The organism is Acinetobacter sp. ANC_7588 (assembly GCF_056783995.1).
Window position 1 is genome coordinate 18,675 of sequence record NZ_JBWYIU010000009.1, and the last position, 26,513, is coordinate 45,187.

At 37.4% G+C, this 26,513-nt stretch carries 22 protein-coding genes, 1 tRNA gene and 1 pseudogene; 9 read left to right on the top strand and 15 right to left on the bottom strand.

What is annotated here, in order from left to right; all coding sequences use genetic code 11:
* Positions 1–16 precede the first annotated feature (16 nt).
* The 12 genes and pseudogenes from AC1M9J_RS09550 to AC1M9J_RS09605 all read right to left on the bottom strand — a co-directional run bounded on the left by AC1M9J_RS09550 (position 17) and on the right by AC1M9J_RS09605 (position 12,951).
* Entirely contained in the window at positions 17–1,558 is a 1,542-nt protein-coding gene (locus AC1M9J_RS09550) for a TolC family protein (RefSeq protein ID WP_481952217.1), read from the bottom strand.
* On the bottom strand, positions 1,555–3,687 hold the full coding sequence (locus AC1M9J_RS09555) for a peptidase domain-containing ABC transporter (protein ID WP_481952218.1): 2,133 nt from the start codon (positions 3,685–3,687) through the stop codon (positions 1,555–1,557). Before AC1M9J_RS09555 ends, AC1M9J_RS09550 begins: the two co-directional genes overlap by 4 nt.
* A gap of 11 nt (positions 3,688–3,698) precedes the next feature.
* Positions 3,699–4,967: an HlyD family secretion protein gene (locus AC1M9J_RS09560; RefSeq protein ID WP_481952219.1), complete on the bottom strand. Its 1,269-nt coding sequence runs from the start codon at positions 4,965–4,967 to the stop codon at positions 3,699–3,701.
* A 235-nt stretch (positions 4,968–5,202) separates the two neighbouring features.
* A complete protein-coding gene (locus AC1M9J_RS09565; protein WP_481952220.1) occupies positions 5,203–6,990 on the bottom strand; it encodes a cholesterol oxidase substrate-binding domain-containing protein in 1,788 nt (595 codons plus the stop codon).
* Positions 6,991–7,085: 95 nt separating this feature from the next.
* Positions 7,086–7,424, bottom strand: coding sequence for a hypothetical protein (locus AC1M9J_RS09570; RefSeq protein ID WP_481591651.1), 339 nt, complete (start codon positions 7,422–7,424; stop codon positions 7,086–7,088).
* A 136-nt stretch (positions 7,425–7,560) separates the two neighbouring features.
* A complete protein-coding gene (gene tatC / locus AC1M9J_RS09575) occupies positions 7,561–8,307 on the bottom strand; it encodes a twin-arginine translocase subunit TatC (RefSeq protein WP_051586588.1) in 747 nt (248 codons plus the stop codon).
* Complete coding sequence (gene tatB, locus AC1M9J_RS09580) at positions 8,300–8,698, bottom strand: Sec-independent protein translocase protein TatB (protein ID WP_051586589.1); 399 nt, start codon at positions 8,696–8,698, stop codon at positions 8,300–8,302. The genes tatC and tatB overlap by 8 nt, the downstream gene beginning before the upstream one ends.
* Before the next feature lie 54 nt (positions 8,699–8,752).
* Positions 8,753–8,902 (bottom strand): annotated as a pseudogene (gene tatA / locus AC1M9J_RS09585) (twin-arginine translocase TatA/TatE family subunit); the annotation flags it as partial.
* Positions 8,903–9,147: 245 nt separating this feature from the next.
* The gene (locus AC1M9J_RS09590; RefSeq protein ID WP_179998562.1) at positions 9,148–9,660 is read right to left on the bottom strand and encodes a hypothetical protein; all 513 of its coding nucleotides are present in this window, start codon (positions 9,658–9,660) and stop codon (positions 9,148–9,150) included.
* 125 nt (positions 9,661–9,785) lie between these two features.
* Positions 9,786–10,694, bottom strand: coding sequence for an AEC family transporter (locus AC1M9J_RS09595; protein ID WP_481952221.1), 909 nt, complete (start codon positions 10,692–10,694; stop codon positions 9,786–9,788).
* A gap of 140 nt (positions 10,695–10,834) precedes the next feature.
* Positions 10,835–11,554 carry an HAD family hydrolase gene (locus AC1M9J_RS09600; protein ID WP_481952261.1) on the bottom strand — a complete coding sequence of 240 codons (720 nt, stop codon included), beginning with the start codon at positions 11,552–11,554 and terminating at the stop codon, positions 10,835–10,837.
* Between the two features lie 110 nt (positions 11,555–11,664).
* Positions 11,665–12,951 carry an MFS transporter gene (locus AC1M9J_RS09605; RefSeq protein ID WP_481587247.1) on the bottom strand — a complete coding sequence of 429 codons (1,287 nt, stop codon included), beginning with the start codon at positions 12,949–12,951 and terminating at the stop codon, positions 11,665–11,667.
* 137 nt (positions 12,952–13,088) lie between these two features.
* Between AC1M9J_RS09605 and AC1M9J_RS09610 the strand changes: the two genes are divergently transcribed.
* The 5 genes from AC1M9J_RS09610 (at position 13,089) to putP (ending at position 17,807) form a co-directional block, all read left to right on the top strand.
* Positions 13,089–13,706 carry a lysophospholipid acyltransferase family protein gene (locus AC1M9J_RS09610; RefSeq protein ID WP_481952222.1) on the top strand — a complete coding sequence of 206 codons (618 nt, stop codon included), beginning with the start codon at positions 13,089–13,091 and terminating at the stop codon, positions 13,704–13,706.
* A gap of 74 nt (positions 13,707–13,780) precedes the next feature.
* On the top strand, positions 13,781–14,710 hold the full coding sequence (locus tag AC1M9J_RS09615) for a patatin-like phospholipase family protein (RefSeq protein ID WP_051586590.1): 930 nt from the start codon (positions 13,781–13,783) through the stop codon (positions 14,708–14,710).
* Between the two features lie 86 nt (positions 14,711–14,796).
* Positions 14,797–15,270, top strand: coding sequence for an NfeD family protein (locus tag AC1M9J_RS09620; RefSeq protein WP_180028098.1), 474 nt, complete (start codon positions 14,797–14,799; stop codon positions 15,268–15,270).
* Between the two features lie 24 nt (positions 15,271–15,294).
* A complete protein-coding gene (locus tag AC1M9J_RS09625) occupies positions 15,295–16,149 on the top strand; it encodes an SPFH domain-containing protein (RefSeq protein WP_481587249.1) in 855 nt (284 codons plus the stop codon).
* Between the two features lie 167 nt (positions 16,150–16,316).
* Complete coding sequence (gene putP / locus AC1M9J_RS09630) at positions 16,317–17,807, top strand: sodium/proline symporter PutP (RefSeq protein WP_092767008.1); 1,491 nt, start codon at positions 16,317–16,319, stop codon at positions 17,805–17,807.
* Positions 17,808–17,840: 33 nt separating this feature from the next.
* Here putP and AC1M9J_RS09635 read toward each other — a convergent pair whose 3' ends face one another.
* The 3 genes from AC1M9J_RS09635 to prpF all read right to left on the bottom strand — a co-directional run bounded on the left by AC1M9J_RS09635 (position 17,841) and on the right by prpF (position 21,273).
* A complete protein-coding gene (locus AC1M9J_RS09635) occupies positions 17,841–18,752 on the bottom strand; it encodes a polyprenyl synthetase family protein (protein ID WP_035268035.1) in 912 nt (303 codons plus the stop codon).
* Positions 18,753–18,888: 136 nt separating this feature from the next.
* Positions 18,889–19,851, bottom strand: a complete 963-nt coding sequence (locus AC1M9J_RS09640; RefSeq protein ID WP_481613275.1) for a GGDEF domain-containing protein — start codon at positions 19,849–19,851, stop codon at positions 18,889–18,891.
* A 234-nt stretch (positions 19,852–20,085) separates the two neighbouring features.
* Positions 20,086–21,273, bottom strand: a complete 1,188-nt coding sequence (prpF, locus tag AC1M9J_RS09645; RefSeq protein WP_035268039.1) for a 2-methylaconitate cis-trans isomerase PrpF — start codon at positions 21,271–21,273, stop codon at positions 20,086–20,088.
* Between the two features lie 322 nt (positions 21,274–21,595).
* On the opposite strand from prpF, the gene AC1M9J_RS09650 reads away from it, so the two are divergent.
* From AC1M9J_RS09650 to AC1M9J_RS09665, 4 genes are all read left to right on the top strand, one after another.
* Positions 21,596–22,945: an amino acid permease gene (locus tag AC1M9J_RS09650; RefSeq protein WP_092767004.1), complete on the top strand. Its 1,350-nt coding sequence runs from the start codon at positions 21,596–21,598 to the stop codon at positions 22,943–22,945.
* Between the two features lie 69 nt (positions 22,946–23,014).
* Positions 23,015–23,090: transfer RNA gene (locus AC1M9J_RS09655), tRNA-Arg, on the top strand.
* A gap of 219 nt (positions 23,091–23,309) precedes the next feature.
* Positions 23,310–24,560, top strand: a complete 1,251-nt coding sequence (locus AC1M9J_RS09660) for an OmpP1/FadL family transporter (protein WP_481587251.1) — start codon at positions 23,310–23,312, stop codon at positions 24,558–24,560.
* Positions 24,561–24,897: 337 nt separating this feature from the next.
* On the top strand, positions 24,898–26,271 hold the full coding sequence (locus tag AC1M9J_RS09665) for an OmpP1/FadL family transporter (protein ID WP_481587252.1): 1,374 nt from the start codon (positions 24,898–24,900) through the stop codon (positions 26,269–26,271).
* The last annotated feature ends 242 nt before the right edge of the window (positions 26,272–26,513 follow it).

Sequence of the window (26,513 nt, forward strand, 5' to 3'; positions counted from 1 at the left end):
TCTTATTTATAAAGGCTTATTGAGCTTGAGTCTCATTCCAAATATTCAAGTTCCCCATGTTAGATAGAAGTTGATACCTCACCACTAAAAACTCTGTCAACAAGGTGGAATAATTCATTTTTGCTTCATTCAACACATTCTGAGCATTAAGCACTTCGAGTAAATTTCCTACACCCGCTTTATAACGTCCTTGGGCGGCTTCATAGGCTTCTGAAGCACTTTGATTCAATATCATTAGCGCCTTAATATTGTCATGGATTGCATTTAGCTCATTATAGCTTTTCCAGATTTCAGCATTAATTTCAAGCTTCAATCTTTCTTGCTCTAATTGCTTTAATTTTAGGTTTTCTTGAGCAACGACAATTTGATTTTTTCGATTATAACCATCAAACAATGGGAAATTGACTTGCACACCCGCTTGTAGAGATTGGCTGTCACTGCCATAACTGTCACTCGTTTGTTTTTGCTGATCATAAATACCGTTAAAACTAACAGATGGATATCTAGACCGCTGTATTGCCTTAATTTTATTTTCAGCTGCGAGTGAATCATACTGTGCAGCTTTAAACTTTGGATGCATTTTTTCAGCATCCTGAATGAGCATTTCAATCGGTTTAAGATCTAGCTCTTTTGGAATTTTTAACTGATTATTAATTTTGAAATTTTGGTATGCAGGCTCACCTATTAATGATGCTAAAAGTCCTTTTGCAATTTTTAAATCACCTAAAAATTTAGTTTGATCTGACTTTGCTTTCGCCAAATTTGCGGACATTTGTAATGCATCTGATTTGATACCTACACCTGCACGATATCGAGCATTTGCAATTTCATAGTTTTTTTCTGCAAGTACAACCAACTCATTAATATTGTTTAATTTTAACTCAGCCTGAATAATTTGATAATAAGTCGAAATCGTTTTGATGATCATATTTTGCAAAGCAACATCATGCTGTGCCAAAGACATCGCTAATAATTTTTCGGCTTCTTCTGCTTGATAAAATCGACTACCAAAATCATAAAGTAGCCAATTGGCTCTTATTCCAAGTCCGTAACGGCGTAAGTCAGTGTCATAACTCAAAACAGGACGATCTTTTACTTGATTATCATCACGTGACCAATCGTAATTCAAGGTGCTATTCACTTGAGGATAATAATTTGCTTTAGAGATTTTAAGCTGAGCAGCTTGAATACGCGTTTGTACCCAAGCACTTTTTGTCTCAGGATTACGACAAACTGCACGTTCAATGGCATCAATGAGTTCTATTGGCTGTTCATTCTTGAGACTATTTTGAGATAAACAATGTTGAGGTTGACTTAACATTTTCTGATTTTGAAGATCAAGTGACACACTTTGATTGAGTTGTTGTTCTATTTGCTTACGTTTTGTCTCATTCTCGCGGGCTTTACGCTGAGCCGTGAGCTCATCAAACCATAAAGTCTCGCGTTGTTTTTTTTGATTTGGAGTCAGTTTTGACAACCAACTCTCTGCATAAGCCAACGAACTATGTCCGAATAGCGACCCAGCAACAACAATGAAAGCGATGTATGTAATTTTCATTTAGGTTGCAAATCCTTGGTCAACATATCACGGACGATCACGCCATCTTGTAAAGCGATAATCCGCTCAGCAGATGAAATCGTTTCTGGACGATGTGCAATAATCAATTTGGTAATATTCAAATGCTTGAGGTTTGCATTGACCTCTTGTTCTTTTAATACGTCTAAACTACTGGTCGCCTCATCCATAAATAAAATCTTTGGTTTTTTATAGATAGCACGAGCCAATAAAATTCGTTGTTTTTGTCCTCCTGACAACATATTACCAATATCCCCCACTAGGGTTTGATATCCCATTGGCATACGGCTAATGTCATCATGAATTGCGGCATAGGCTGCACATTCTTGTACCCATTGCATGTCAGGATTTGAATCAAAAAAACAAATGTTTTCTGCGATTGAACCAGCAAATAGAATGTCATCTTGTAACACTGTGGCAACTTGATCTCGTACAGCATTTAATCCTAATTGTTCAAAATCACGCCCCATAATTTTGACTTCACCTTCATTCTGTTTAAATACACCTAACAGAACATGTAGCAATGTGGTCTTACCGCAACCTGTTGCCCCCACAATGGCGACAGATTGATTTTGGGGTATCTTGAAACTAATCCCCTTGAGTACATAAGGGTCATTTTCTGAATATTTAAAGTGCAGATTTTCGACCTCAATTGCATTCTCAACCTGATCTACATTTGTGATTTCAGCATCGCCGTATAATTTTTCTTGTTCTGTTAACACAATATCGGATAAACGCTCTACATCAATTTGAAGCATTTTAACTTCGATAAACTTATCGATTAAACCTGCGACTCGGCCATCAAACTGACTTTTATAGGCCATAAAAGCCATCAGTACACCGACTGTAAAATTACCCTCCAATACCAATGTGGCACCTAACCAAATAATTAGAATGTTCTGAATACCAAATAAGACTCCATTTGCCAATGAGAAACCTAAACCTAACTTTTGGGTCGTTAATCCAGCATTAACTTGATTGACCATAAGATTTAACCATGTCGAACGGCGAACATCTTGTCGCTGGAACAGTTTTATGGTTTTAGCTCCACGCACAGTTTCCATAAAATGGCTGCTTTGCTTCGCTGCATGAATAATTTGCGCTTCAGTCGCTCGCTTCAAAGGTGCATACCAAATCCATCGGATTAAGGCGTATAAGCCCATGGTAAAAATTGCAATCCAAGCTAACTTCGGACTGTATACAAACATTAAAATCAACGTAAATACTGTCATTAATCCATCAAGAATCGCAGCTAAGAACGTTGTGGTGAGCGTGGTTTGAATGTTACCAATTGATCCAAATCGCGAAACAATGTCACCGAGTGATCGTCTTTCAAAATAAGAGACAGGAACATTAATCATGTGATTAAAGACGTTGGCTTGCCACTGCACACTTAAATGCGTGCTCATATACATCATGATCCAAGAACGGAGTAGCCCAATAAACTGCTGAAGTAACATCAACATGCCAAAGCCAATAGCCAGTATCGTTAAGAGATCCCGATCTGCAGATACGATCACATGGTCGATCACCCATTGCATAAAGAATGGGCTAATTAATGAAAAAACTTCTAAGGCTAAGGCCAAGATTAAAATTTGCCCGAGAGATTTCCATAAACCACGAACATGACCGATTAGACCTTTAAGCTGAATCTGATTTTTATCTTCTTTTTTTTCAAATTCAGTATCTGGCCAAAGCTCTAATGCAACACCCGTAAAATGTTCAGACACCTCATTGAGTGTCAGTACACGTTTACCAAATGCTGGATCTAAAATCGTGACTTTATTGGCACTGACTTCTTGCAATACCACAAAGTGGTTGAAATCCCAATGTAAAATACACGGGGTTTTAAGCTGATCCAAATCTTCTAAATCCAGCTTTAATGGGCGTGTAACCATTTTCAACTGATTACTAATTTTGATCAGCTGATTGAGATTTGAACCCTTTTGAGAAACTGAAAAACGACGTCTTAACGTTAATAAATCAGACTCATAGCCATAATAATGCGCAATCATCGCAATACAGGCTAATCCACATTCTGTCGCTTCCGTCTGTAAAATGGTTGGAATTTTCCGTCCAAATCCAAGAGAAATTTTGTCTAATATCTGCATGTTATTTCTTCTTATATCTTGCCAGTGATGCTATATAACGGTTCGAGTACCCATTCATATAGTTTTCTTTTTTCTTGCATGATATCTGCATCAAAGGCCATGCCCACTTTAAGAGGCTTACTTTCACCATAGGCTTTTACAAACTGTTGTTTTAATTTGACTTTGACTAAATACACAGGTTCACTTTGGTTAAGTGTTACACCCTGACTTAACTCGCCTAAATTGGTCAGTTCTTGTGGGTTCATCGTCGTCGCTGAGATTGAATGAATCACACCTTCACCTTGACCAAATTTTTGGTAAGGATAGGCTTGAAAACGAAGTTTTACGGTTTGACCAGTCCGTATAAATCCAATTGCTGAACTGGGTACAAAAAGATGTGCTTCTAAATAAGAAGGCGTCGGAACAATATTCATGACAGGAATATTAGGAGAAATAAACTGACCAACCTCTGCATTAATCGATGCTATTTTTCCTGTCGCATTGGCTTGTAATAGCAAACTATCCCGCGCTTTATTTTCTAAAAACTCTTGCTGATTCGAAGCTAATTGACGATCGACCAAAGTCAGCTCACTTTCCAACTTCGATGCTAGTCCTTGCTGAGCCAATAATTTATTTTCTAATTCAGCTTGTTTAGTATTTTTTTCTCGCTCATAGCTCTGTAAAGCAACTTTTAGGCTGATATAGTTATCTTGCTTCAGTTGATATTCTTCAATCGAAATATATTCTTTATCTTTTAAATCTCGATAACGATGTGCATTTTCTTGTGCAAGGGCTAGACGTTGGCTTTGCTCGGCAATTAAGCCATCTAATTTTATTAAATCTAAACGTATAGATTGAATTTCTGCATTTAATTGTTGAACACTATTTAAATGTAAGTCTTTTAGTTTATTTTTTTCAGTATCTAAACTTTGTTTTTTTAACTCAATTTGTTGTTGTACAGACTCATTATAGTTACCTGTACTATTATAACGCGTCATTTTTAATGCAATTAATGGTGTCCCTTTCTCCACTAACTGACCTTCTTTGACGAATTTTTCACTGACTGTGCCGCCTTCAGCACTATAAACTCGGATTAAACCCGTATTAGGAATCAATAATCCTTTAACACTCGTCCTCTTCGTGTAGCTTCCAAAAAAAATAAAACTCACTAATAAAACAGTGAAAGTGGCGACAACAATCGTAAGTACCGTAAATGAAAATGGTCGAATCAAAATGACTTCACCAATCCACTTTGACTTTTGTGCATCAATCGCTTTGTCTCTAAACAGCTTATTTGTCATATATATTTGTAATTAATTTTTCAAGTACGGGTTTTTATATTGAATTTTCATCAAGTTGACTACATTTCAACAGCGTGCATAAAAGAGACAAACACAAACCAAAAGTTTTCAATAAAATAGTCATAATCTGTGTTGTCTCCTGTTCTATCCCACACTTCGCTCACCTAAATCTGCTTTGAATAAACTCAGTTGGATACTGATTTCAATAGATTAAAAACGAAGCGTTCATCTCGCTTTATTTCAAAACTCGATTGACTAAAGGTGCTGTGAACAAAGCATGAGGATCATATTGCTTTAAAATATGACTACTCGACTTAATGGTTAAATGATTAGATTGACCCTGAGCATGGACGCGTGGAATTTCGTAATCGATATAAGTTGAACTATCCCAAGCTTTTTGATTGGTATAGCCCCACCCTTTAGACCATTCTGGTCGCATCAAAGAATCACCTTGATAACGTTGTGACATCCACTCCTCAACTTCTGTGTAAAATTGCGCTGAGAATGGCGTACCTGGCAAGGTTAAAATATCAAACCAAACGGCACAGTCCCATTCAGGATGATCAGGACAAGGTTTAATGGCTGATAATGCTGCTGTTTGAGCGCCGTGAACAATTGAATCTTCTGGATGATCCAAGCCCGTAACTCGAATTTCAACAGGTCCATTCATTGGGAAACGACCCATTTTTTGATATTGCTTCATCTTAATGCCGTAATAATCACAAAAATCAGCAATAACCCGTTGAACGTTTGCACGACTGGTAATGACAGCATAGCCATTTGCCGTAACACGCAAAGTTGTTGGTTTGACATACAGTAAAACGTTTTTTGACGTTCCCCATAAATCATAAGTTTGAGTGGAAGCCAAACCACCAGTCAAAATCGTCGTGATTCCAGATAATGGCGTACCATTTAAACCTAGTTTAGAGATTTCATACTGAGTAAAACCGAAGGTTGGCGTGAGATAAGTACTTTTATTGACGATGATTTTATGAATCAAATCAGTAATAGGTTTGATCAAATTATCTGAGAACCAATAATTGAATGGTTTGACTGTCTGTCGAGCAGTCAAAGGACGATACGGAGTAACAGTCCAAACTTTTAACCAAGGATAATCGGTGAATGGAAACCAAATTGCTTCTGCACGACCAGATTTATCCAGAAAATGAGAGAAGGTACGTCCAGCATGCTTATCTTGAGCGAATAGCTCATTGATATGAATGTCGGTATAGCTTTCACAACGAATATATTGATTTTTTGACGTTTGTAATTGTGCAGATAAAATAAATGCACGACCTATATGAACTAAAAATGCACGAATTTCTGGATCATTTCGCAGGAAGGTTTTCGCAACATATCGACCTTCTCGTTGGTCGAAAACAGCAGCAGTGATCGATACCACTAAATTACTGATCGAACCATAAGTTTGACCTTCTTGTTTTATTTCCCCTACGGCAGGTACACCTGTGCCATGACCATCAATGGCCAACACACCACCCAAAGTTAAATCTCCAGGTGCGGGCACTGCTACAAATCCACGATTACGGTATTCCATTGCGGTTAACAATGCTTCCATTTGAATGCCTGCTTCGGCAGTCACAATACCGTTTGCATCAATACTGACTTTGTTGATATGCGTTGGCATATCAATCAATAAAATTTTAGTAGTCGTGTCTTGATCATTCAACAATAAAGGTGACCAATTATGTGACATCCCTTTGGCTCTGACTTTATAACCATTTTGATAAGCCCAATTAATCGCTTTTAAAACTTGTTCTTGATTTCTGGGTGATGCTGTCCATGCATTTTCATAACGAGATTCCCCAGACCAATTTTCATATTCCTGTTTAAAAATTGAGATTTCAGTTGGGAAATTTACTAATCTTTCTTGTAAAGGAAAAAACCAAGCCTCTGCCTTTTGTGTTGGGAACCATGCTGAAACAGCACCAACAGCAGCTAAGCTACCCATTGTTTTTAGAAAGTTTCTTTTATCGTGATCTATTTGTTCTGATGAGTTTTGCATTGTTATAGCCACCAAAAGTTTTAGCTTTATTATTTCTGTTACTGAAAGCAGACAAGTACTCATGACCAGTCTGCCTTTAACACTTTATTTAAAACTTATGAAAGCCAAGCACGAACGCCATTCAAAGTCGGAAGAAGTTTATATTGACCTTCTGCCTTTTCTTTTTCGTAATGGTTTGGAGTTTCATCTACATCGCCACCAAGTGCACGACCTAGACCAATTAATGTTTTTGATGCCACTAAACCAGTAGTATCAGCAGCTTGGTGTACTAGCCCTAAACCTACTGCACTAAATACAACACCAACTGATGAAATCAGTTTTGAATTAAGTGTTTGATTGAATAAGTTCACACCGTGGATGATTGAGTCACCAATCAATGTTCCAGCACCAGATACTTCATTGATTTCTTCTTGCTTTAATTCTACTAAGCTCATGATTAAAACCTCGTTATAAAGAATTTATGTTAGATACACCTAACTTTTGTTAAGCACTTTTAATATACAGAATGAATTGTGTATCTATAATGAAAACTGTATGACACTATTTAATTATTTTGTGATTTATTTAACATTAATTTTGATAATTCGATTGACTCAATATTCTTGAAAATAACAGCCCAATTTCAAATAATAGATAGATCATTGTGCCCCCAATCGCCATTGATAATATGTCTGGCGGCGTTACAAACATGGCAATAAAAAAACAAAAGATAAAAATGTAAGGTCTATTTTTTTGGATGGTCTCAATGTCTACTAATCCAAAATACACCGTGATCATAATGACCAATGGCACTTGAAAAATCAGCCCTAAGACGAAGAAAAACTTAATACAAAACAATAAGTATTGTTGAATATCTGTCATAGGGGTCACACTATCTGGCGAAACTCCAATAAAGAATCCCAATACAGCGGGCAGAATAAAAAAGTATCCCAGTGCAATGCCCGAGTAAAACAACACAATACTTGAGGGAAAAAAGAAAAAGAAAATTTTACGTTCTTTCAGATAAAGCGCATGTTTTAAAAAAACATATAATTTATAAAAAATAAAAGGAAAAAGGATGATCAGCGTGACAAAAAATACCAACTTAATGGGTGCTACAAATGTACTGGTAATATCTGTCGCAATCATATGCGCATTTGCAGGTAATTTAGCTTGTAGAGGCAGTGCGATCGCGTTATAAATTTTGTTCGCGAATGGCACTAATCCAACAAAAATAACTAAAAAGCCGATAACGACATGAATTAAATTTCGCCTAAATTCTTCAAAATAATCAGAAAAATGACTCAGTGTTTTTTTGAGGTCGGAAGTTTCAGACATATCTCACTCCCATTACATGTATATCAACACACGACCAATGCGCTAAATGAGTCATTAGAAAATCTGTTTTATAAGGTGCTGGAACATAAAACTTTTGTATTGGGAAATATTGTTTTTGTTTCTGATCAATTTGATCATCTAGATGCGCGAAGTATTCCTGCATTTGAGTTTCAAGCTGTTTAACATTCTGAATTTCGTCTTTTAATTCTTCACGAAGTTGATGAAGCTCAAGTTCTAGATCTACTTTCTGTTTAATATCGGATTTTATTTCACTTATTTTTTTCAAGCTTCGAAGCGCAAAACGAATCGCATCGGGTAAACGATCAGGACCCAAGACCACAATTACAATCAGTCCAAGAAAGAGTAGTTCTCCAAACCCAACATCAAACATAGGTTAAAACACCACAATATTGCTTTGAATATTGTTTAAAAAAGATTATTGATGAGTGTCTTTTTTATCTTCGCGAACAGCATCTTTAAAATCTTTTACAGCGCCGCCGACATCTTTGCCAAAATTCTTTAATTTAGCTGTACCGAAAATGACCAAAATAATTATGGCAAATAGTGCGATATGACCAATTGAAAGACCCATCATTATAGTTATCCTTATTTTTTAATATTGCTTAATAATAACAGACCAACAATGCATAGAACTCTTGAAATGTCTAACAATCTCAGCATACATATTTGAGTCTGTTAAGATTTTTTATTCTGCTTTCAAAATATAAGCTACTGATAAAAGTAAAAAAACCGATTTAAGCCTTTGCTTAAATCGGTTTTCAGTCACTTGATTCGCTAAACTACGTTTTCAATTCTTTGTTTAACTTGAATAATAAAGTATTAGCGACCATAGATTTCTAAAAGTTTATCTAAAGTTGCTTGATAATGAATATCGATATCTTCAGCTAAAATAGCATACGCATTATCTAACTGAACCATTGGCCAGCCTTCTTTCCAAAATGGAAAAATATTGTGTAGATCATGTGTTACGATTGCTTCTTCACGTGTAATCGCCTGTGCAACCTGCGATAAAACTTGTGCTGTTTCAGCACCATCAATCTCAAGATAATCAATACCACGCGCTTTAAGAATACGAATTCTGTCTTTTTTATATTTAATTTTTTTTGCTTGTGCTTCATTTAAGCCTAGCGCAAGTGTCACTGCTTCAACAAACTTTTCTTCGAAAGATTGATGTAATGCAACCAAGGCTTTTTTATGTGCTTCCTGACGCCCCTCTTTACCACCACTACGAATCAGTTTATTCGCCTCAACATTAAGTTCGTCAGATTTCATTGACTGCAAAATATCTAAAATTTCGATATCACTTAAAGATTCAGCATTGTGGTGTGTCATGGGAGTACTTCAATTCAACTTAATCTTGCATTTTCTCATAATTCAACACAAATACATAATCTAATTCAAATTGAATCGATAAGCTTTCAAATGATTCTAAATATTTGGAATTATACTTCTGAGTTTTAGTGCAATATGTAAGTCAAAACGATGGGTAGTGTGATTGCAGCACCGATAATTTGCAGACTAATTACGCCAGCCATTAATTGACTGTCGCCACCCAATACTTTCGTCAGAATATATGCAGCTGAAGCCGTTGGTAATGCAAAATATAAAATAAAGATTTGCGTCTCTAAAGCATTGAAGCCCAACATTTTACAGACCAACCAAGCCAAAATCGGCATTAAACATAAACGCGATAGCGTGTTGATCATTAGAGGAAAAGATTCTTTTTTAAGAGCCACAAATTGTAATGCAGCACCGACACACATTAGTCCCATAGGTAAGCTACATATCGCAAGTTGGTAAATTAATGACTCAGCACCTTTCCATAATGGTAGCCCGGATACATTGTAGAGCACCCCAACCAGGCAACCTAAAATTAAAGGATTTTTGAGTAGCGATATAATCACTGCTCGGAAATTCATATTTTCATGATCGGTCAGTGCCAATACCGAGATGATATTCACAACAGGAATACTGATCGCCAACAGCAATGCAAAAATCGTCATGCCTTCTGCTGGAAAAAGCGAAGCAACAACTGCTAAACCAATATAGGTATTAAAACGTACATTGCTTTGAACATAGACTCCAAATCTTCGTGTTGGCGTCTGAAAAATTCTTTTTAGAATATATAAAACTGCACAAGCAATTGGAAAGACCACGAGTAAAACGACTAAAATTTTACTTACCATCTCCATATGAATATCAGCTTGAGCCAGATTGCCAAAGAGCATGGCAGGGAAAAAAACAAAATAGTTGAGTTTTTCTGCACCCGCCCAAAACTCGTCAGTTAAATATGATTTCTGTTTAAGAAAATATCCAATTAAAATGAGCCCTATCAGCGGCACTAAGGATAAAACAATGCTGTACATAAATGATGAGCCTAATCGAGTGCAGATCGCTCAGTCCTAATACGCTCAATCAACCACAGTGGTTTATTGCATGCATTTTGAACTGATCATTTTATATTACACTGCATCAAGCTGATCGTCTCAAAAATTCATCATTTACATCATGCATTGACTTGTTTTATATACGCTAAAATTTCAGGCAAAGTCTGGATTGTTTTATTTAACGGCGGTTGATGTTCAGCTAAGGATTGGTGAAACCCCGCCAAATATAGTCCATCTAATCCAGCCTGAGTAGCACCCCAATAATCATTCACTGGATGATCACCAACATAAAGACAATGGTCAGGTGCAATTCCTAATTGTTGACAAGTCATATGAAATATTTCTGCTTGAGGCTTTGACACACCTGCCTTGTCAGAACTCATGATCACATCAAAATGATGCGCGATTCCTAGACCTTCGATAATTTTATGTCGAGTGAAATGTCCTCCATTCGAAATGATTGCCAACTTAAATCCTTCGCTTCTAAGCTGATCAAGCGTCTGAATAGCATTTGGCATCATGACTGCGTTTAGTCCAAATTGATTAAACCAATAGTCACTTAATTCATCTAATTCTGGTGCTTTTTTCCATTTCAACTGCTTGAGTAATGCATGAGCGACTGAACCACCAATGGTAGGTTCAGTCATTCTTTCTCGGATGGGATAGCCACCATGATCAATATATCGAATCGTTTCGAGAATCTCAGCTTGCGCAGACGAGGCAGATTGATCGATTTGCTGTTTATAAGTATTAAATAATGCCCGACTAAAAGTTTGAACACTTAAATCTCGGTGTGTCAGTGTATTGTCCAAATCAAAAATAACAGCTTGAATTTTCATAGTGCTTAGAGGAGTGTATTCATTTGCCCATGCTATCAACTCTCCGCAATCTCGATTATTCATTTTTATTTCATCCTAAGCATGAAAATGAATAAAAGATAGATTACAGACTAATTCCATTGATGTTTGTTTTGAGCTGTATACCGACTCCATACTAAAATCGGTATGAACAAAAATAATCCTAATATACAGATCAAAATGAGATACGAGGTATAACCGAGCCAATCGCCTAATATGCCACTCAAGGTATACAGTGCTCCCGCAATGGAAGCCATCAATGCGACTTGGAAAGTAAAATCTGTTCCTGCAAATTCTTTCCGACTGTATTGCATCACCAAGGTTAGAATAATCACCAATAACATCGCAGCGAACATATCTTCTAAAGCATTGATGATATAGATCCACACGACGTTCAATTCAGAAGGTCGCGCCTCATAATGCGATAACCATGCAAATCCAATGAGACTCAATAATTTAAGCAGTGAAAAAGTAATTAAAGCACTTTCACGCGAATAAAACCTAAGTAGCCAACCTGCAATACCTGCTCCGATCAAAGCAGCAAATGCTCCAAGCATGGTCACATTGACACCAATTTGCGTCTTAGATAGTCCTAAATCGACCAACAATGGTTTAAGAATAGGTCCAGACAATCCATCCGTCACTTTAATGCTACACAATACAAAAAACCAAAGTCTGAGTTCTCGATTTTGAAAAAAATATTTTAAGTAATGACTTAAAGCTTTCACGAAACTTTGAGTTTTAGATGATGAATCATCATCTTGATGATTATTGATGCTTTGTGAAGCATGTTGAGGCTCACGATACAATAATACGGGTAGCGTATTAAATGCCACCAAAATAGCCAAGCATAAAAAAGTGGTTTGCCAAGTCAATGCATCTAATACCCACAATATCGCACCGCCTCCCACAATAAAGCCCAACCTTGAACCAATCACTTGGAACATATTGCCTAGATGCTGTTGTTCACCTTTTAGAATATTCACAGCTAAGCCATCGGTTGCTATATCTTGAGTCGCTCCGATACTATTCATCATCAACAATGCCACGAAAAATCCAAAGAGATATTGAGGTTGGTTCAGTGATTGAATGGGGATAAACGATAAGATTATCAACGTAATCATTGTGAGTAACTGAGTAGGTATAATCCAACTGCGGTAATGCCCTTGATTGAACAAATGATAGCGATCAACCAATGGAGCCCATAAAACTTTGAGTGCCCACGGAGCCATCAGCAATCCAAATCCACCAATATGCGTTAAGGAAACACCTTCAGCACGCAGAATCACGGGCAAAGCATGTGTCATAAATCCTACTGGCAATCCTTGCGCCCAATAGAGTGAAAATAAAAGCACATACATTTTGGTATTTGGTGACATGAAAGAGGTGTCCTGTAACTGATATCTTCTTAATCAATTCGTATTTAGATGTCCTTGTCACTTGATTCTTATTCTGCCAATGTATCTCATACACAAGGTCTTTATAATAATTTTAAAAAGCAATTATACAACGCACAATGAACAATAGATTTCCAAAATTACCATCACAAGTTCCTCAACGCGGTTCAAAGTTGAGTCGAGCAGCGTTCAAACAGCTTTATCTTCGACAAGGCTGGTCTTTTGAAGGAGAATTTCCAAATTTCCCCAAAGCTGTCGCAATTGTGTCCCCGCATACATCAAATTATGATGGACTGTATGCCTTTCTCGCGATGCTTGGCATTGGCATTGAAGTCACAATCTTTGGAAAAGATAGTCTGTTCAAATCTCCACTCAAACATTTACTCAAATGGATCGGGGTGATTCCGGTAAAACGCGATACCCCCCAAGGCTTGACTCAACAAATTGTTCAAGCCATTCATGAACGAGATAAAATTTGGGTCGCAATGGCACCTGAAGGTACACGAAAAAGTGCTGAAAAGATTCGCAGCGGTTTTTATCACATTGCCTTAGGTGCAAATATACCAGTGGTAATGTTTGCATTTGATTATGATCATAAAGTCATTCGATGTTTAGGAAGCCTCGAAATGACGGGAGACTATGAATCTGATCTGCACAAAATATTAGAATATTATCGTGGAAAAATTTCTCCTAAAAATATAAGTCGTTTAGCATTACCCTTTAAAGAACTTTTGTAAAAATGCTAGAAAAATAGACAGTAATCTGTTGAGATATGCCTAAAATTTTGGCACTTTTTAACAGATTAATGTCTATGTCATTGCTCCTCAATCTTCCCAAAATCAGCTTCATTGGCCTGAGTTTATTGGCGCTATCAGGCTGTAACTCTACTGTAAAAAATCCTACACAATCCACTCAAATTCAAGCACGCGAGCCAGTGATTGCCATTGCTCTAGGCGGTGGTGGTGCAAAAGGTTTTGCGCATATTGGTGTATTAAAGGTTTTAGAATCTCATGGTATAAAACCCAAAATTGTTACGGGTACAAGTGCTGGAAGTTTTGTCGGTAGTATTTATGCTTCAGGCAAATCTCCCTATCAACTACAGCAAATTGCACTTCAGCTGAAAGAGTCCGATATTCGTGATTTAACTTTAAATCGACAGGGTGTGGTCCTCGGTCAAAAGCTCCAAGATTATGTCAATCGACAGGTTGGGAACAAACCGATTGAACAATTCCCGATTCGATTTGCTGCAGTTGCCACACGTTTAGATAATGGTAAACGCGCTGATTTCGTCAAAGGTAATACAGGTCAAGCCGTAAGAGCGTCATGTAGTATCCCTAACGTCTTTGTTCCAACAACGATTGGCAAAACCAAATATGTTGATGGTGGACTCGTGAGTCCAATTCCAGTTCAAACTGCCAAAAATATGGGTGCAGATATTGTGATAGCAGTTGATATTTCTGCACGCCCTGCAGGCAATAAGCCGATGAGCATGTGGGGACTGTTGGATCAAACGATTAATATTATGGGTCAACAAAGTATCAATACTGAACTCAATGCAGCTACAGTCGTGATTCAGCCAAAAGTTGGCCATTTAGGAACTTTGGATTTGAAAGCCAGCAATGAGGCAATACTTGAAGGTGAGAAAGCAGCGCAACTGAAAATTAAATCAATAGATACCGCAATTGCCAATTTCAAAAAATCTCCTGCTGCTTTCAAACCTGCACCAACAGCTCGCTTTTAAGCATTTTTTATAGGCTTCTCTGCCCTAGTCTGTTATCTTGATATAGATGTTTTCGTCTATAACAAGATAACGATTAGAGTAGATGTATGGACTTATTGATTGAACCTTGGCATTGGTTTGTATTAGGTATTTTGCTCATCCTGTCTGAGCTCATTTTACCGGCCTTTGCTGCACTGTGGTTTGGTATAGCTGCTGTCATTATTAGCATACTGGTGTGGCTATTTCCTTCTATGGGGCTTCCAACTCAAATTATTTTATGGGTTGTCCTATCGATTTCATGTACGGTGGTTTGGTTTAAATTTATTAAACCACTTTCCGTTGATAAGACTAAAGCGGGTCTCTCACGTGAAGCGACCATCGGACAAGTTGGGATGGTGATTCAAATTGGTCATGAACCTGAATTAGTCAAAGTTCGTTTTCAGCTTCCAGTTCTAGGCTCTGACGAATGGAATTGCAGAACACTGAGCCCTGTTCAGGTCGGTGATCGTGTCAGAGTTACAGATATTTTAGGTAATGAGCTGGTCGTTCAAGCGCACAATAACCTCAACTCACCGTTATAAACAATAATTCTTAAAGGAGTAGAAATGTCTGGTTCAATTATTGCCATCGCATTTTTGGCATTCGTCGGGATCACTATTTTTAAAGGGGTTCGTATTGTTCCTCAAGGCTATAAATGGATCGTACAACGTCTGGGTAAATACCATACAACCTTAAGTCCAGGTCTAAACTTTGTGATTCCTTATGTTGATGAAGTCGCATATAAAGTCACGACAAAAGATATCGTTCTCGATATTCCATCTCAGGAAGTGATTACAAGAGATAACGCAGTTCTTTTAATGAACGCTGTTGCCTATATTAACATTACTACACCAGAAAAAGCAGTCTACGGTATCGAAAACTATACTTGGGCAATCCAAAACCTTGTCCAAACTTCTTTACGTTCAATCGTAGGTGAAATGGACTTGGATGATGCTTTATCTTCACGTGATCATATTAAAGCGAAGCTGAAAGCAGCAATTTCTGATGATATTTCAGATTGGGGAATTACGCTTAAGACGGTTGAAATCCAAGATATTCAACCATCAAGTACAATGCAATCTGCAATGGAAGCCCAAGCCGCAGCTGAACGTCAACGTCGTGCGACAGTGACACGTGCTGATGGTGAAAAACAAGCTGCGATTCTTGAAGCTGAAGGTCGTCTTGAAGCATCACGTCGCGATGCTGAGGCTCAAGTTGTACTCGCTGAAGCTTCAGAAAAAGCCATTAATATGGTTACCAATGCTGTAGGCGACAAAGAGATTCCTGTCGCTTATCTACTTGGTGAACAATATGTAAAAGCAATGCAGGATATGGCTAAATCTAATAATGCTAAAACTGTGGTATTGCCTGCTGACATCATGAATACGATTCGTGGGGTAATGGGTCGTAATAATCCTTAAATCGCTCAGACACTCTTCAAAATTTATAAGGCAGCTTCGGCTGCCTTTGTTATTGATATGACTCGAGATTCAATTCTTCAGCATTTATTTTAAATTTATGGTTAAATTTCGCATCCTGAAAGATTGCATGAAAACAATCTATCGTCTAACTGCATCATGGAAATTGTATGAGCACCTTTGATCCCACCTTAATCACTTTCTTGTTCTATATTGTCGCCATGGTTGTGATTGGTTTAATCGCGTATCGAGCGACCACGAACTTTTCAGATTATATTTTGGGTGGACGACGCTTGGGAAGTTTTGTAACAGCCCTTTCAGCTGGTGCTTCTGACATGAGTGGCTGGTTACTTATGGGTTTGCCAGGTGCTATTTATCTTTCTGGTCTATCAGAAATGTGGATTGCAATTGGTTTAATTATTGGTGCATGGCTCAACTGGCTGTTAGTGGCAGGACGTCTCAGAGTTCATACTGAAGTTCAACACAATGCCCTCACACTCCCAGATTACTTTTCCAATCGTTTTAATGATCAGAAAAAAATTCTACGAATCGTTTCTGCATTTGTCATTTTAATCTTCTTTGCCATTTATTGTGCTTCAGGCATGGTGGCAGGCGCTCGATTATTTGAAAGTATGTTTGATCTTTCTTACAGCACTGCCCTTTGGATTAGTGCAATTGCAACGATCAGTTACGTTTTTATTGGTGGGTTCTTGGCTGTTTCTTGGACAGACACCATCCAAGCGGGATTAATGATTTTTGCCTTATTGCTTACCCCCATCGTGGCTTTACTGACTTTTTCCGATTTATCTCAAGTGAATCTAGCACTTGAAGCAGCGCGACCAGAAGCAAGCAGTTTAATGGGTAACTTAAGTACCGTTGCAATTATTTCATTACTGGCTTGGGGTTTAGGCTATTTCGGACAACCTCATATTCTCGTACGTTTTATGGCTGCTGATTCAGTTAAATCGATTCCTAATGCTCGTCGTATTGGTATGACTTGGATGATTCTGTGCCTCGGTGGTGCAGTGGCTGCTGGATATGTCGGTATTGCTTATTTTCAGCAAAATCCACAGTTCGCTAATATTGTGAATGCTAACCCTGAAACTGTATTTATGGAGTTAACGAAAGTTCTATTTAACCCATGGATCGCCGGCATTGTATTAGCTGCAATTTTGGCTGCGGTAATGAGTACATTGAGTTGTCAACTTCTTGTATGTTCAAGCACTTTAACCGAAGATTTTTATAAATCTTTCATCCGTAAAACTGCTTCTCAAAAAGAACTGGTTTGGGTGGGTCGCTTGATGGTGCTACTGATAGCTTTACTTGCGATTGTTTTAGCGTCAAACCCTGAATCTAAAGTACTTGGTCTAGTTGCCTACGCTTGGGCAGGCTTTGGGGCAGCATTTGGCCCGCTCATTATTCTGTCTTTATTCTGGAAACGCATGACATTAAATGGCGCTTTGGCGGGGATGATCATTGGTGCAGTGACCGTTATTGTATGGAAAAATATTTGGGCTGATACTGGAATCTATGAAATCATTCCTGGCTTTATTTGCTCTCTCATCGCAATCATTGTTGTGAGTTTATTAGGTAAGCAACCGAACTCAGATGTTACTGACCGATTTGACGAAGCAGACCGATTATATAAAGCGACAAAATAACAAATGAAAAAGAGGACTTTCTGTCCTCTTTTTTTAACTCTTTCGAGCAAGTAAAAAAGCTGAAATTTGTTTAAGTTCAGATGCTGAATCACCAAAATAATCTAAAGCACTAATGGCTTGCTGATGAAGCTTATTTGCATATTCTTTTGCAGCATCTAAACCCAATAAAGCTGGGTATGTTGATTTTTCTACAAGTTCATCTTTTCCAGCGGTCTTTCCAAGCGTTTCGGTATCCGAAACTATATCTAAAATATCATCTTGTACTTGAAATGCTAAACCTAATACTTGACCAAATTCACGCAATTTCGGTATTCCTGCATCTACACCGTCCATCACTGTCACTGCTGACATCATGATTGCCGCCTGAATCAGTGCACCAGTTTTATTACGATGAATATTTTCCAATGCTTCCTGATCAATTTTCTTGCCTTCTGCTTGCAAATCTAGGACTTGACCACAAACCATCTTAGAAGATGATGTCGCCAATATCTGCATTTGCTTCAACACAATAGAAGGGTCTACAGTCACTTGTGTATCAAAAAGTCGACTTCCTAAAACCTCAAATGCCATCGACTGCAAGATATCTCCCGCAAGTAGTGCTGTATCTTCACCATATGCAACATGGCAAGTGGGTTGACCACGACGCAACAAATCATTATCCATACATGGTAAGTCGTCATGAGCAAGTGAATAGCAATGAATTAACTCGACTGCAACTGCTGCACGTCGCACAGCAGCAAAATTTTTATGATCTTCACTTAATTCTGCTGTTGCATACGCTAAAGCTGGACGAACCCGTTTTCCACCTAACATGACTGCATGATTTACAGCACTTTTCAAAGGCTCTGGAATGAAAAATGCATCTAGTGCAATTTTCAGATCCTGTTGGATTTGCTGTTGAGCACGTTGTAATACTTCACTATTCACAGAGATATGTACTGTCACTGCCGTCTTTGAACCTCAAGTTATACCGTTTCAAGTCGGTATATATAAAATTGTCCTTATTCTACAACCAATTGTGATTGCTACAAAACACAATGCTGATTTGTTTTATTTAGTGATAGATTTAAATGAAGAGTGACTATTCATCTAACACATGAATCGAGTTTCGACCCAATACATGTGCAATGTCAACCGCACGATCTAAGGTTTCTAATATTTGCTTTTCTGAGTACATTTTCTGGCAATTAGGATGAAAAATCCCAATCGCACACGTGAGTACCTCATCCTCTTGAGGATCGAAATAAATTTTTTCACGGACCAAGGTTTGTTTTAGGCGTTCAGCAATGGTGAGAATTTTCCAAGGAGTCGATTCTTGAATCACCAAGATAAAACTTGCAGAGTTCAAACGATAGACTTCTGCTAAATCTTGATTCAACTCCTCTTTAATCAGAGATCCAATACGACTCAAAATTTCATCGCCAATGGTATAACTATTGAGCTGATTAAACTTTTTAAAATTTTCGACTTCAAACTTGATAAAAGAATAATTCTTCCGATCTTGAATAAGGAAGCGATCTTTTAAAAACTGTTCAAATGCCAGCTTATTGTTCATCCCAGTCACAGGGTCCAAATATAGCTCTTCAAACAACCTTTTATTATTTTGGATCAAGACACGTTCACGTCTTTTCAATTTTGTTATATCTGCACATACGATCAACACGCAATCCAAAGAGGATGATTTATCTCTTAAAGCACTAAAATAAATTTGAAAAAAATGCCCTTTTGAATAGAACTCATTTTCAATTTTGTATAAACGTGAATCATTTCGAAACAATTGCAGCGCATCTTGAAATAATTGGTAAACCGTCGTTGATACGAAACCTAATTTCTTTCCGAGTAAATAGAGTGCATCACTCTCATAGATATCAGCAAATAATTGATTTGCACTAATAAATACACCATCATGCTGAACTAGCGCCACAGGCACAGGGATTTTGGCAATCACAGATACCAAATCTAATTTATTTGTAGCATGAATTTGGTTTAGAAACTCTTGATCAATCTTGGGCGTATCCTGCTCAAAATTATTATCCTTCTTCATTGGTCTTTCTCATTTTAATTATTCGTGGAGCGAAGGCTATTCAGCAACTTAATTTTATGAATTCGGTGAATATAATCACGTTGACTTATTTCCTTAATATAACATGTCAAAATTGACATAGTCTCAATTATTTATGAGTGAATCGTACTGTTAGTAATGCTTTCAGGCTAATTTAGTATACTTATCACATATTTTAAGCGCGTAAAAAAACCACTCGAAAGTGGTTTTTTTATCTTAAACCGTATCGCCAGGAATTCGCACCCATCCTTCCATGAGTACTCGAGCACTGCGACTCATAATGGCCTTTTTTACCGTCCATTGGTCATTAATTTTTTCCGCTTCAGCGCCCACTCTGAGTGTTCCAGAAGGATGCCCAAATCTGACTGATTTTTTTTCACCACCACCTGAGGCTAAATTGACTAATGTTCCAGGAATTGCAGCGGCGGTTCCAATCGCTACAGCTGCGGTTCCCATCATTGCATGGTGTAGTTTACCCATAGATAAAGCACGAACCGTCAAGTCGATCTCATCAGCGTGTACTGCTTTTCCGCTAGATGAAATGTAATTTTTAGGCGCAGATACAAATGCAATTTTAGGTGTATGCTGACGTTGAACCGCTTCATCAATATGCTGAATAATACCCATCTTTACAGCACCATAAGCACGAATTTTTTCAAACTTGGCCAAGGCCTCGACATCATTATTGATATGATCCTGAAGTTCAGTTCCTTCATACCCCAAGTCTGAAGCACACATAAAAATGGTTGGAATACCCGCATTAATCAGCGTCACCTGAAAGCGACCAATATCTGGGACTTCCAGCTCATCAACCACATTTCCTGTGGGAAACATGGCAGCCCCATCCTCTCCATCATCTGCGGGATCTAAAAATTCTATTTGCACCTCTGCAGCTGGAAATGTTACCCCATCAAGCTCGAAATCACCTGTTTCCTGAACCTGACCATTTGTAATTGGGACATGCGCAATAATCGTTTTCTGAATATTGACCTGCCAAATCTTTACCGTACAAATTCCATTCTCTGGAATCTTTTCTGCACTCACGAGACCATTTGAAATCGCAAATGAGCCTACTGCTGCCGTAAGATTGCCACAGTTGCCACTCCAATCGACGAATGGTCGATCAATTGCAACCTGTCCAAAAAGATAATCTACATCATGATCAGATTGAGCGCTTTTAGAGAGAATGACTGTCTTACTGGTACTAGATGAAGCACCACCCATTCCATCAATTTGTTTGCCATAAGGATCAGGGCTTCCTATCACACGTAATAAGATTTGATCTCTTGCTTTACCTGGAACTTGAGCTTCTTTGGGTAAATCATTTAAGTTAAAGAAAACACCTTTACTCGTTCCTCCACGCATATAAGTGGCTGGAATTTTAATTTGTGGTGTTGAACTCATAGCTCATTCCTTCTCTTTTAATATTTGTTATCAATCGTGATTTTTAGTTCAACACAGTATAAATGATTTTTTATGTGAACATGAGCACTTAACACTATGGTATGAATTTCCATCAATTACGATAGATTAAATTTAATTCACTCTAACAAAAATAAACTCTAATAAAATTAAATGATTGATTAAAAAATAATTAAATCATTTTTCTATAATAATTTTATTTTATTTAAATCATAAAAAACATTCATGAACGCTGACGTACTAGGCTAATGCAATTTGATCTATTACAATCTTGTAACTTATTTCAATCGTCGGGCTGAATACTTTGAATAACAAGTCTTCACAACTTCAGCGTGGCTTAAAGAATCGTCATATCCAATTAATCGCTATGGGTGGTGCAATTGGTACAGGCTTATTTTTAGGTTCCGCACACGTGATCCAATCTGCCGGCCCATCTATTATTTTGGGTTATGCAATTGGTGGTTTAATCGCTTTTTTAATTATGCGCCAATTAGGCGAAATGATTGTTCATGAACCTGTTGCAGGATCATTTAGTCATTTTGCAAATAAATATTGGGGTAAGTTTCCTGGATTCCTAGCAGGTTGGAACTATTGGATTCTTTATATTTTGGTCGCGATGACCGAATTAACAGCTGTTGCAAAATATATTAACTATTGGTGGCCTCACATTCCTGCTTGGTCATCAGTTCTTTTCTTCTTTATTATCATTACCTTAGTTAACCTCTGTAATGTTAAATTTTATGGAGAATCAGAGTTTTGGCTGTCTATTATTAAAGTAGCAGCTGTCGTGTCGATGATTATCTTCGGTTTATTCTTGTTGTTTACAGCAGGATCTGACTCTACTGCATCATTCAGTAATCTTTGGACTCATGGTGGTTTCTTCCCTCATGGATTCGAAGGTTTATTCTTCATGTTGGCATTCCTGATGTTCGCCTTTGGTGGTATTGAACTGATTGGTATGGCGGCAGCTGAGGCTGAAAATCCAGAGAAAACGATTCCTAAAGCAATTAATCAAGTTGTTTTCCGTATTCTGATTTTCTATGTTGGGTCGCTTACAATTCTTCTTTCTTTAGTTCCATGGAATCAACTGCAACTTGGTGGTCTAGATAAAAGCCCATTCGTAATGATCTTCAGTCAACTGGGTATTGATTGGGCTGCTCACCTGCTCAACTTTATTATTTTGACTGCTGCGCTATCGGTATATAACAGTGGAATGTACGCGAATAGCCGTATGCTTTTTGGTTTAGCAAAACAAGGTAATGCCCCTAAAATTTTTGAAAAAACCAATAAACAAGGTGTACCTGTTCCAGCAGTATTGTTGTCAGCGGTGTTAATTTTCGGATGTGTTTTATTAAACTATTTTGCACCTGAAGATGCTTTAAGTAATTTAATTTATATTGTTGTTGGTGCTCTAGTACTTAACTGGGCGATGATTGCGTTGACTCACTTGAAATTTAAACAAGCGATGAAACTGTCAAATACCACTTCAAAATTTCCTGCTCTATGGTCACCAGCCAGTAACTATTTGGTTCTTGGGTTTATTATTGTCGTGCTTTACATCATGTGGACTCAGGGCTTAAGCGGTGCTGTGATCATGATTCCGATCTGGATTATCCTGATGTTGGTATTATTTAAATTACTTTACCGAAAATAGTAAGACGCATTAAAAAAGTTATTGCTAAGCAATAACTTTTTTTCAAAAATTTTTTGATCAGATTAGTATGCGTCCTTAGCTTAACTGGATAGAGCAGTTGCCTCCTAAGTGACCGGCGTGGGTTCGAGTCCCGCAGGGCGCACCATTTTCTTAGATTAATACACTTATCAACAAATTGACCCAAAATAAAAAAAATAATGTCATTTCAGTCAAATTTTTGTTGCATCTCATTACCTTTATGATATGTTGTTTGTAGAGCAAAAAATAAACATTTAAGCATAAATCGTTTATTTATCAGCTCTTAAGGAAATAACTAAAAAAATTCTATTAAATTAAAAATTCAAATTATCTAAGGATAGATAACATGAAATTAAAAACCATCAGTGCATCTGTATTATTTGCTTTATTACCGATTTCTGGGGCTTATGCAGCCGCTATGGATCGCTCAGGTCAATCGATAGGAGCATTTTTACAACCAAATAACTACTTTGAAGCAGGTATCTCCATTATTGACCCTGATGTATCTGGAAAAAATCAATTGGGTCCAATTAGTGATATGGCTGAGGATTATTACTTCCCAAGTGCTGCATTAAAACTGCAATTAAATGAAAAATTCTCTTTCGGCTTACTCTATGATCAACCCTTTGGAGCATCAGCCTATTACACAGATGGATTACTTCCAGGATTACTGCCAGATAGTACACTTCCTCTCTCTTCAACAGAGGTTAAAGTAAATTCAAATAACATATCAGCTATTGTTGGGTTTCAACCTAATGAAAATTTGAATATTTATGGCGGTGGTGTATATCAGGATGTGAGAGGTAATTTAACTTTATCTAGTTTAGCGAATTATCAGGCTCATTTTAAAAGAGATGAAGGTTATGGTTGGTTAGCTGGTGTTGCATATCAAATCCCTGAAATAGCGTTAAAAGCATCCTTAACATATAGATCTGAAATTGACCATAGTTTGGAAACTACGGAAGATGCCAATGGTTTGATAAACGCTTATTCAAGTTATTTTGGTTATCCTAGTTTTATTGTTGAGAGCATAGTTGGACCTCAAGTAGCTCAAGTACTAACTAATCTTAAAAATTTAGATTCGAGTGGGGCATTAAATACACCTTCTCAGAATACTAAAATCAGCACTCCACAATCAGTTAATTTAGACTTTCAAACAGGCATCATGGCAAACACCGTTGCTTTTGCAAATGTTCGATGGGTTGAATGGGGAGGTCTTAAAATTGATATTGATAAATTTAGATTGTTAACACAAGCTGTTACTGGTCAAGGACAAAATATTATTGAATATGATAAAGATCAATGGTCTGCAACGGTTGGCGTTGGTCGTAAGATTAATGAAAAATGGGGCGGTGCATTATCCGCAGGTTGGGATTCTGGAGCTGGGAATCCAGTAACCGCACTTGGACCAACAGAAGGCTACTGGAATCTAGGTTTGAGTGCTCAGTTTAGCCCTACTCCTGCAACCTTTATCGGTGGCGGTGTAAAATATTTTTGGTTAGGAGATGCTGATGGCCGATCTGTTGGTCGTGAAGTGGGTAAGTTTGAAGATAACAATGCTTGGGCATATGGTCTAAAAATAGGTTATCGTTTCTAAATGCCATTTATTTTTCAAAAGAGCACTTTTGTGCTCTTTTTTTATTTAATCATGAATGCCATTGACTGACTGTATAGTTCATTTAAGTATTAACGATAAGATAGTGTCATTCAAAATTAAATCACACATAAATTCAATAATTTATATAAAAATAAAATTCCTATTATTTTTATCAGAATTAAAATTCAATTATAAATTTATTTCCTTAGAGTATTTACTCTGATTCTTAATGTGTTATTTTGTGAACATAAGATTTAGGATCAGTTTAAGATAACTAATCCTCAATTCAATTGGAAAATACAAAATAATTCATTGAAGAAGATCAGGGAAAATTCAAGTGAAATTAACAAAATTATCAGCTGCTGTATTATTCGGTTTAGCATCATCAGGCACTTTTGCTGCTGCATTAGATCGTTCTGGACAATCTATTTCATCATTCCTTCAACCAGGAAATTACTTCGAAGCTGGCATCTCAATTTTAGATCCATCTGTCTCTGGTAAAGACTTATCTGGTAATTACACTGGTGATATGGCTGGTGATTACTACTTTCCTTCAGCAGCATTAAAAATTCAAGCGACTGATAAAATCTCATTTGGTTTGATTTATGACCAGCCTTTCGGTGCTGATGCAGCATATAAAGGTAACAATAATTTTACCACACAAGGTTCTGATACAATTTTAGGCGCACTCCCAGTTTACCTTGGTGAAAAGCCAGCAAGTGCTCCTATAGGTGTAGGTTTAAATACTGGTGTAACAGGTGGCACATCAGTCGAAGTAGATACACAAAATATTTCCGCTATTATCGGCTTCCAACCTAACGAAAATTTTAATTTCTATGGCGGAGCTGTTTATCAGACTGTTAAAGGAAATGTAAAATTAAGAGGATCGACGTATAGTATCTTTAATGGATACGATGCTGATATTAAAGAAGACGGCGACTTCGGTTGGTTAGTCGGTGCAGCTTATCAAATTCCTGAAATCGCTTTAAAAGCCTCTTTAACATATAGATCTGAAATTAGTCATGACGTTGAAGTAAATGAAAGTATTCCTGCTGCAACCGCATTAGCAAATCCAGCAAATGCTCCTCAATTGATTAACCTCATTACAACTTTGACTGCACTTGGACAAATCGATCAAGATACAGCAGGTAGCCTACAAGGAGCAATCGGTGCTTTAGGTGCTGGCTTCAAACCTGGATCTACAAATGTTACTACTCCACAATCTGTCAACTTAGATCTACAAAGTGGCATTATGGCGAACACCGTAGCATTTGCAAACATACGTTGGGTGGATTGGTCTAGTTTCTCAATTAAGCCTAATAATTTCGGTCAATTGGCTGATGCACTTGGTAGTGCCGGACTTATCCCTGGCAAACCTAATGGATTTAACCTAGTTGATTATTCTAAAGATCAATGGTCTGTAACAACAGGTGTAGGTCGTAAATTTAACGAGCAATGGGCTGGTAATGTTTCAGTTGGATGGGATTCCGGTGCAGGCAATCCTGTAACGACACTTGGACCAACAGAAGGTTATTGGAACGTAGGTTTAGGTCTTCAATATAGCCCTACTCCAGCTACGTTTATTGCAGGTGGTGTTAAATACTTCTGGTTAGGTGATGCTGATGCTCAGACAGGTGCACATAGTGCAGCAGGCAAGTTTGAAGACAATGACGCTTTAGCTTACGGTCTTAAAATCGGCTATAAATTCTAATCATTCGTAAATAAAAAAAGACCACATGATTGTGGTCTTTTTTTATTTTTATACAAGTATAAATTAATTGTTTGTTATATCATCATTTAAAATAAGAAAACGACTCAAACTACAATTCCTTTTTTGCTCAATAATACTTTTTAAAAACATGGACATAATTATTTAGCCTCATAATTTGATAATGAAGTAATATAAAATTGATTATATTTCAACCACTTCTGAGTATTTACTCTTTTTTTATT